The 326-nt window shown below is 47.2% G+C and carries 1 protein-coding gene; it reads left to right on the top strand.

Annotated elements, in window-relative coordinates; all coding sequences use genetic code 11:
• Nucleotides 1-326 (top strand): type IV secretory system conjugative DNA transfer family protein (locus G4407_RS16385; protein WP_173689719.1); only part of this gene is annotated, 326 nt, incomplete at both ends.

The raw sequence follows: 326 nt of genomic DNA, 5'->3' as shown, positions 1-326 counted from the left end.
AAAATGGGGCAACGTGTCCGAAATCTGCAGACGTTACTGCGAAAAGCAGTACACGCAGAATCTGCTTTTAACACAGCATTTCCGCATGGGACTGGACGGTTATAAGCACAAACGAAATCTAAATGTGCTGGTAGTCGGAGGTTCAGGAGCAGGAAAGAGCCGGACGTATGCAATCCCAAACATCATGCAGTGCAACTGTTCGATGGTGATTACTGATCCCAAGGCAGAACTTTTGCGTAAAACCGGAGGTGTTCTGGAACGGAATGGATACGAAGTCCGGGTTTTTGATTTGATCAATCCGGAGACTTCCTGGTGTTATAACCCGT

The organism is Allocoprococcus comes (assembly GCF_013300725.1).
Taxonomy (GTDB): Bacteria; Bacillota; Clostridia; order Lachnospirales; family Lachnospiraceae; genus Allocoprococcus; species Allocoprococcus comes_A.
This window is presented reverse-complemented; position numbering and strand designations above follow the sequence as displayed.